Annotated in this window: 7 protein-coding genes; 4 read left to right on the top strand and 3 right to left on the bottom strand. The window is 66.2% G+C overall.

From position 1 onward, the window contains the following. The coding region (locus NFW05_RS00915) for a bifunctional aconitate hydratase 2/2-methylisocitrate dehydratase (RefSeq protein ID WP_295301970.1) at positions 1-1934 on the bottom strand (1934 nt) is incomplete at its 3' end. A gap of 137 nt (positions 1935-2071) precedes the next feature. Between NFW05_RS00915 and NFW05_RS00910 the strand changes: the two genes are divergently transcribed. Genes NFW05_RS00910 through ybeY form a run of 4 tightly spaced genes read left to right on the top strand, consistent with a single transcriptional unit; the run spans position 2072 to position 5283 of the window. Beyond that, positions 2072-2428, top strand: coding sequence for a hypothetical protein (locus tag NFW05_RS00910; RefSeq protein WP_295301969.1), 357 nt, complete (start codon positions 2072-2074; stop codon positions 2426-2428). A 20-nt stretch (positions 2429-2448) separates the two neighbouring features. After that, on the top strand, positions 2449-3792 hold the full coding sequence (gene miaB, locus NFW05_RS00905) for a tRNA (N6-isopentenyl adenosine(37)-C2)-methylthiotransferase MiaB (protein WP_295301967.1): 1344 nt from the start codon (positions 2449-2451) through the stop codon (positions 3790-3792). After that, a complete protein-coding gene (locus NFW05_RS00900; protein WP_295301965.1) occupies positions 3789-4814 on the top strand; it encodes a PhoH family protein in 1026 nt (341 codons plus the stop codon). Before miaB ends, NFW05_RS00900 begins: the two co-directional genes overlap by 4 nt. Beyond that, the gene (ybeY, locus tag NFW05_RS00895) at positions 4801-5283 is read left to right on the top strand and encodes an rRNA maturation RNase YbeY (protein ID WP_295301964.1); all 483 of its coding nucleotides are present in this window, start codon (positions 4801-4803) and stop codon (positions 5281-5283) included. Before NFW05_RS00900 ends, ybeY begins: the two co-directional genes overlap by 14 nt. An 84-nt stretch (positions 5284-5367) precedes the next feature. On the opposite strand, the gene NFW05_RS00890 is transcribed toward ybeY, so the two are convergent. Continuing rightward, complete coding sequence (locus NFW05_RS00890) at positions 5368-5796, bottom strand: hypothetical protein (protein WP_295301963.1); 429 nt, start codon at positions 5794-5796, stop codon at positions 5368-5370. A gap of 72 nt (positions 5797-5868) precedes the next feature. Next, entirely contained in the window at positions 5869-6699 is an 831-nt protein-coding gene (locus tag NFW05_RS00885; RefSeq protein WP_295301962.1) for a PEP-CTERM sorting domain-containing protein, read from the bottom strand. Positions 6700-7067: the final 368 nt, after the last annotated feature.

Here is a 7067-nt window from a genome sequence, read left to right as displayed (position 1 = left end):
TCCTGGTAGCCGTTGGCGATCATCCACTTCATCAGCGTGATGTTCGAGCGCATGTACTCGATGATCGGCTCCCGGTTCAGCGCCACGGTGCACCCGGCTGCCGAACGCTCGGCCGATGCGTCGGAGAGCTCGAAAGCCTGTTCGACCTTCAGATCCGGCAGACCTTCGATCTCCAGGATGCGCCCCGAGAAGATGTTCTTCTTGCCCTTCTTCTCGACGGTCAGCAGACCCTGCTGGATCGCGTAGTAGGGAATCGCGTTGACCAGGTCGCGCAGCGTGACGCCACGCTTGCCGGCTTCGGCGAGCGAGCCCTTGAAGCGCACGAGCACCGACTCGGGCATGTCGAGCGGCATGACGCCGGTCGCCGCGGCGAAGGCGACCAGACCCGATCCGGCCGGGAACGAGATGCCGATCGGGAAGCGCGTATGCGAGTCGCCGCCGGTGCCGACCGTGTCGGGCAGCAGCAGGCGGTTGAGCCACGAGTGGATGACGCCATCACCGGGGCGCAGAGCGACGCCGCCGCGCGTGCTGATGAACGCGGGCAGCTCGCGGTGCATCCTGACGTCGACGAGCTTCGGATACGCCGCGGTGTGGCAGAACGACTGCATGACCAGATCGGCCGAGAAGCCGAGGCAGGCGAGGTCCTTGAGTTCGTCGCGGGTCATCGGCCCGGTCGTGTCCTGCGAGCCGACGGTGGTCATCCGCGGTTCGCAGTAGGTTCCCGGGAGGATCCCCTTGCCTTCGGGCAGCCCGCAGGCGCGGCCGACCATCTTCTGCGCCAGCGAGTAGCCGGTACCCGGATCGACCGGGTTCTGCGGCAGACGGAACAGCGTCGACGGCGCCAGGCCGAGCGCCTCGCGCGCCTTGGTGGTCAGCCCGCGCCCGATGATCAGCGGGATTCGCCCGCCGGCGCGCACTTCGTCGAGGATCACCGGCGTCTTGAGCTTCGACTCGGCGATCACCGTGCCGTTCTTCAGCACGGTGACCTGCGAAGTCGCGGCGTCGATGCGCAGTTCGATCTCGTCGCCCATCTCCATCTGGCCGACGTCGATCTCGACCGGCAGCGCGCCGGCGTCTTCCATCGTGTTGAAGAAGATCGGCGCGATCTTCGAGCCGAGACAGACGCCGCCGAAGCGCTTGTTCGGAACGAAGGGGATGTCCTCGCCGGTGAACCAGAGCACCGAGTTGGTCGCCGACTTGCGCGACGAACCCGTCCCGACGACGTCGCCGACGTAGGCGATCAGGTTGCCCTGCTTGCCGAGCGCCTCGAGCTGTTGGATCGGACCACGCTCGCCGGGCTTGTCGGGCTCGATTCCCGGGCGCGGGTTCTTGAGCATGGCCAGCGCGTGCAGCGGGATGTCCGGACGCGACCAGGCGTCCGGGGCCGGCGACAGGTCGTCGGTGTTCGTCTCGCCGGTGACCTTGAAGACGGTCAGCTTCTGCGTCGCCGGAACCTCGGGACGCGAGGTGAACCACTCGCCTTCGGCCCAGCTCTGCAGCACGGCCTGCGCGTTGGCGTTGCCCTGGTCGGCGAGTTCCTTGACGTCGTGGAAGTAGTCGAAGACGAGCAGCGTCTTCTTCAGCCCTTCGGCGGCGATCGCGCCGGTCGGACCGGCGAGCAGATCGATCAGCGGCTTGACGTTGTACCCGCCGAGCATCGTGCCGAGCAGTTCGGTCGCCTTCTCCCGCGAGATCAGCGGGCACGACTCGTCGCCGCTGGCGACCCGCGCCAGGAACGCGGCCTTGACTTTCGCGGCGTCGTCGACCCCGGCCGGCACGCGATAGGTGATCAGTTCGACGAGATTCTGCTCTTCACCCGGCGGCGGACTGTTGAGCAACTCGATCAGCTCCTCGGTCTGCCGTGCGGTCAGCGGCAGAGGCGGGATGCCGAGCGCAGCGCGCTCGGCGACATGGGCACGATAGGATTCCAGCACGGCGACGTCCTTTCTCAGAAATGGTGGAGCGACAACCGCGTCATTGTACTGCATGGCCACAACGCCGGCAGGCGGAAGCGGCCGGTGCACAGAACGATCGGTGCACCGGCAGCGAAACCCTGTCTTATAATGCGCCAATGGACATCCCCGCATCGATCCTCTATTCGATCCTCAGCGCGATCGCCGAAGCGGCGTTGACCCCTTCGCCCGCACCGCCGATCACCCACGAAGCCACCGCGCTGCCGCGGACGCTTCCCGAGGAAGCGAAGCAGGGAGTGATGCTGCCGCCCGAGGGTGACGGCACCCTGACGATCGACGGACACGCGCTGCCGCTCGCACCCGCGGCCCAGATCCGCAATCGCCAGAACCTGATCGTCGTGCCGATGCAGATCCACGATCCCGCCGAGGTCGTCTATCTCACCGACCAGTCCGGCGCCGTCAGGCAAGTCTGGATGCTGACCCCGGACGAAGCTGCGGTACCCCGCCCCCGCTAGCCGAGCACACTACGCTGTCGATGGCCAGGAAGCTGTTCATCCGTACCTTCGGGTGCCAGATGAACGAGTACGATTCGGACCGGATGGCCGACGTGCTCGCCGCGTCCGAAGAGATCGTCCGCACCGACCGTCCGGAAGACGCCGACATCATCCTGTTCAATACCTGCTCGGTGCGCGAGAAGGCTCAGGAGCGCGTCTTCCACGACCTCGGGCGGGTCCGCCCGCTGAAAAAGGCGAGACCCGACCTGGTCATCGGCGTCGGCGGCTGCGTGGCCAGCCAGGAAGGCGCGGCGATCGTCGCCCGGGCGCCGTACGTCGATGTCGTCTTCGGCCCGCAGACGCTGCATCGCCTGCCGCAGCTGATCGCCGAAAGGCGACGCGCCGGCCGCTCGCAGGTCGACATCTCGTTCCCGGAGATCGAGAAGTTCGACCATCTGCCGCCGGCACGCGTCGAGGGCGCGACGGCCTTCGTATCGATCATGGAGGGCTGCAGCAAGTTCTGCTCGTTCTGCATCGTTCCCTACACGCGCGGCGAGGAGGTCTCGCGACCCTTCGACGACGTGCTCACCGAGGTCGCCGGTCTCGCCGCGCAGGGTGTTCGCGAGGTGACCCTGCTCGGCCAGAACGTCAATGCCTACCGCGGCGCGATGCCCGGCGACGGCAACGACTTCGCCGACCTCGCGCTGCTCATCGAGGTCATCGCCGACATGCCGGGAATCGAGCGCATCCGCTACACCACCTCGCACCCACGCGAGGTCACGCCGCGGCTGATCGACGTCTACCGGCGGATCCCGAAGCTCGTCTCGCATCTGCATCTGCCGGTACAGTCGGGTTCGGACCGCATCCTCGCGGCGATGAAGCGCGGCTACACGGCGCTCGAGTACAAAAGCCTGGTGCGCCGGCTGCGCGCCGCGCGTCCCGACCTCTCGCTGTCTTCGGATTTCATCGTCGGCTTTCCGGGCGAGAGCGACGACGACTTCGAAAAGACGATGAAGCTGATCGACGACATCGGCTTCGACGCCTCGTTCTCGTTCATCTACAGCGCACGTCCCGGAACGCCGGCTGCCGAACTGTCCGACGACACGCCGCAGCGAGTGAAGCTCGAACGGCTGCTGCGCCTCCAGAAGCGGATCGACGAACTGGCCCAGGGCGTCTCCGCGGCGATGGTCGGGACGATCCAGCGCGTCCTCGTCGAAGGCGCTTCGCGCAAGGACTCTCGCGAGTTGGCCGGACGCACGGACAACAACCGCGTGGTGAATTTTGCCGGCGAAGCCGGCGAGTTCGCTGGCAGCTTCGTCGACCTGCGGATCACCGCGGCGCTGCCGCACTCGCTGCGCGGCGAGGTCGTCACCGCCGGCCGATGACTTCCCAGACCGGCGCGCCGCGAGCCCGGGCCAGCGAACTGCTGCTCTCTCCGGTCAACAACAAGCAGCTCGCCAACCTCTGCGGCGCGCTCGACGAGAACCTGCGGCAGATCGAAACCGCGCTCGACGTCTCGATCGCCCGCCGCGGCGAGCGCTTCACCCTGCGCGGCGACCCGGCGCAAACCGCCCGCGCCGCCGAACTGCTGCAGCTCTTCTACGCCCAGGCCAAGGAGCCGCTGAGCATCGACGAGATCCAGCTCGGCCTGATCGAACTGCTCAACCGGCCGGTGCGGAACATCGGCTCGGCCGGGGGTCCCTCACCGGCGCTGATCACCCGCAAGAGCGAACTGCACGGCCGCACACCGCGCCAGATCGAGTACCTCAAGAACATCCAGGAGTACGACATCACGTTCGGCACCGGCCCGGCCGGAACCGGCAAGACCTACCTCGCCGTCGCCTCCGCGGTCGACGCCTTCGAGCGCGAGCTCGTCCAGCGGATCGTCCTCACCCGGCCAGCCGTCGAGGCGGGCGAGCGCCTCGGCTTCCTGCCCGGCGACCTGGCGCAGAAGGTCGACCCCTATCTGCGACCGCTCTACGACGCGCTCTACGACCTGATGGGCTTCGAGCGCGTCGGCAAGCTCTTCGAGCGCGGCTCGATCGAGATCGCGCCGCTGGCCTACATGCGCGGGCGAACGCTGAACCGCGCGTTCATCATCCTCGACGAGGCGCAGAACACGACTCCGGAACAGATGAAGATGTTCCTCACGCGGATCGGCATCGGCGCCAAGGCGGTGGTCACCGGCGACGTGACCCAGATCGACCTGCAGCGCGGACAGAAGAGCGGACTGATCGAAGCGCGACTGATCCTTCGCGACGTGCGCGGGATCGCCTTCACCGAGTTCCTCAAGGACGACGTCGTCCGCCATCCGCTCGTCGCGCGCATCGTCTCGGCGTACGAGACCTACACCGCGGCTCAGGAAGCTCGCGAGGCCGCAGCCGCGAGCCGCAATGGCGAAGACTGAGCGGAGATCCGGAACGACGCGGCGATTGCGCGTCAGTGTGCAGTGCACCGCTGACTGGCCCGAGCGGCCGCGCAGCTCTCTGGTCCGCGAGTGGCTCCGTGCCGCTCTGGGCAAGCGCGCCGGCAAGCGCGGGCAGGTGACCGTCCGCTTCGTCGACCGCGAAGAGGGACGGCGGCTGAACCGCGACTACCGCAGCAGGGACTATCCGACGAACGTCCTGTCGTTCGCTTACCAGCGCAAACCGGTTCTGAGCGCCGATCTCGTCGTCTGCTTCCCGGTGGCCACCGACGAAGCGGCCGAACTCGGCGTTCCGCCCGAAGCCCACTGCGCGCACCTGATCGTCCACGGTGCGCTGCATCTCCTGGGCTACGACCACGAGGCCGGCGAGAAGGAGGCGGCGAGGATGGAGAAACTCGAGGTCGAGATACTCGCCAGACTGGGCTATCCCGACCCTTACGCGGAGCGCTAGAGCCGGCGGCGCTGCGGGATCAGTGCAAGGCCGCCCGGGTGACGCGAGCGGAAACCCACGCGCCTTCCCGGGCGACGGGACCGTTCAGTGCACCGGTCCGGCGGCTTCCGGCTCGGCCGCCGGCGCCGCGGCCTGCGCCGTCTGCGCCTGTGCCGCCGCCGCGCCGCGCAGCAGATGATTCAGCTGATTGGCCAGATTGGCCGTCGTCTCCAGGCTCATCGCCGTCCGGCAGGCCAGCGTTCCGGAAATCGCCTCCGGTGCCTTGACTCCGGGTTGACCGAGGCGCGCCAGTCCGGCCATCGTCTGCGGCTCGAGGAAACCGAAGTCGATATAGACGACTCCCGATCCGGCCTGCACGCTCGTGAAGTTGGCAAAGACCGGCTGCTGCGAGTTCTCTACGGGCTGCAGCCGGAGTGCGACGGAAACGGCCTGCGGCGCCTCTGGGGCCACCTTGCCGATCTCCGTCTCACTCGTCTGCTCTCTGTCTCCTACCCCTTTTTTTCCGTTGCTCATGGCTGTTCTCTTCAGCGTTGTGCTCAAGGCGGCTTCCCGGCTCAGCGCTCGGCTGGCCGTCCGGATGTGGAGCTATGCTCCGCGACTGGTCCTTCTCCGCCGAAGCAGACCGACTCCGGCGAGGCCCATTCCGAGCAGGGCCAGCGAAGCCGGTTCAGGCAATTTGCCGGCATCGAGGAAAAGCTCGGCATCGAAGTAGCCATCGCGCCAGTTTACGACCCCGAAGCCGATCGTGTAGTTGCCGCTTGCCGGCAACGTGTAATCGAATGCCCGCCACCCGGAGCTTCCTGCCGGCCCGACGCTCTGCGTATTCGAAGCGAGCGCCCCGCTGCGCAGGAAGTCGATGGTCTGCAGGCCGTTCGGATCGGTGATCACGTAGAAGGCCGCGTCGTTCGGATTGGTGCCATCAGCGTACTGCCAATTGACGTCTTCGGTCGAGAAGAAATTCCAGTACTGCTCCACTACGTCCCCTGCCGAACCCGAAAATGACTGCTTGATTCCCGAGCCATTCCACGCGGGGCCCGTGATGCCGTACGCGTTTTGCAGAAACTGGTTGATCGTCTGCGAAGCGAGCCCGAAGAAAGCATCGAGCGCGCCGATATTCGGGTTCAGGTCGACGCCGTTGTTACTGACCAACTGGGCCATCCTCGTCTGGATGGGGGATACCGTCCAGGTGGTCCCGTTCGGGAACGGCGCGAAGGTGACGACCGTGGCAGAGGTCTGCGTGCTGACGTCGCCGAGCGTAGTCCAGCCGGCGAGTCCCGCCTCGAATCCCTGATTGACCGGCGCCCCGAACGCCGTCGCGCTGAGCACGCACAATGCGCCAGCAGCGCCAAATCGGGCGAGCTTCCTGCCCATTGACTGCGCCCCCCCGGGCAACGCACGTGAAGCCAAGTGGTCCATGACATCCTCCGCAACAGATTCGCGACACAGCGAGTTGAAATGCAAGTGCGAGACAATCTACGTGCAGATGAACAGCAAGAACCGCGCCCGATTTTCTACGGGACTGATTTATTGTTTTTTGAAAGTGCCACCGCGAACGCGGGTGACCGGCGATGTAAAAATTGTCGACACCCGGTGTCAGCAAGCAAGTCAGGATGGAGGCGGATACGACGAGTTCGAAGTCGGCCACGACAGTGATTTTCGGCGGACAAGACAATAGCCGCCGAGAATCGCTCGGACCGCTGAAGAACGAAGCTTGCGGCGCCTTCCAGCCCATACCCTTATACACAACTTGAGGATCTGGCTGTAAGCTGCCGATTTTGTGAGAA

It is taken from the genome of Accumulibacter sp., assembly GCF_023806625.1.
Classification (GTDB): domain Bacteria; phylum Pseudomonadota; class Gammaproteobacteria; order Burkholderiales; family Rhodocyclaceae; genus Accumulibacter.
Note: the sequence above shows the minus strand (reverse complement) of the source record. Positions and strands in the feature narration are given on the sequence as shown.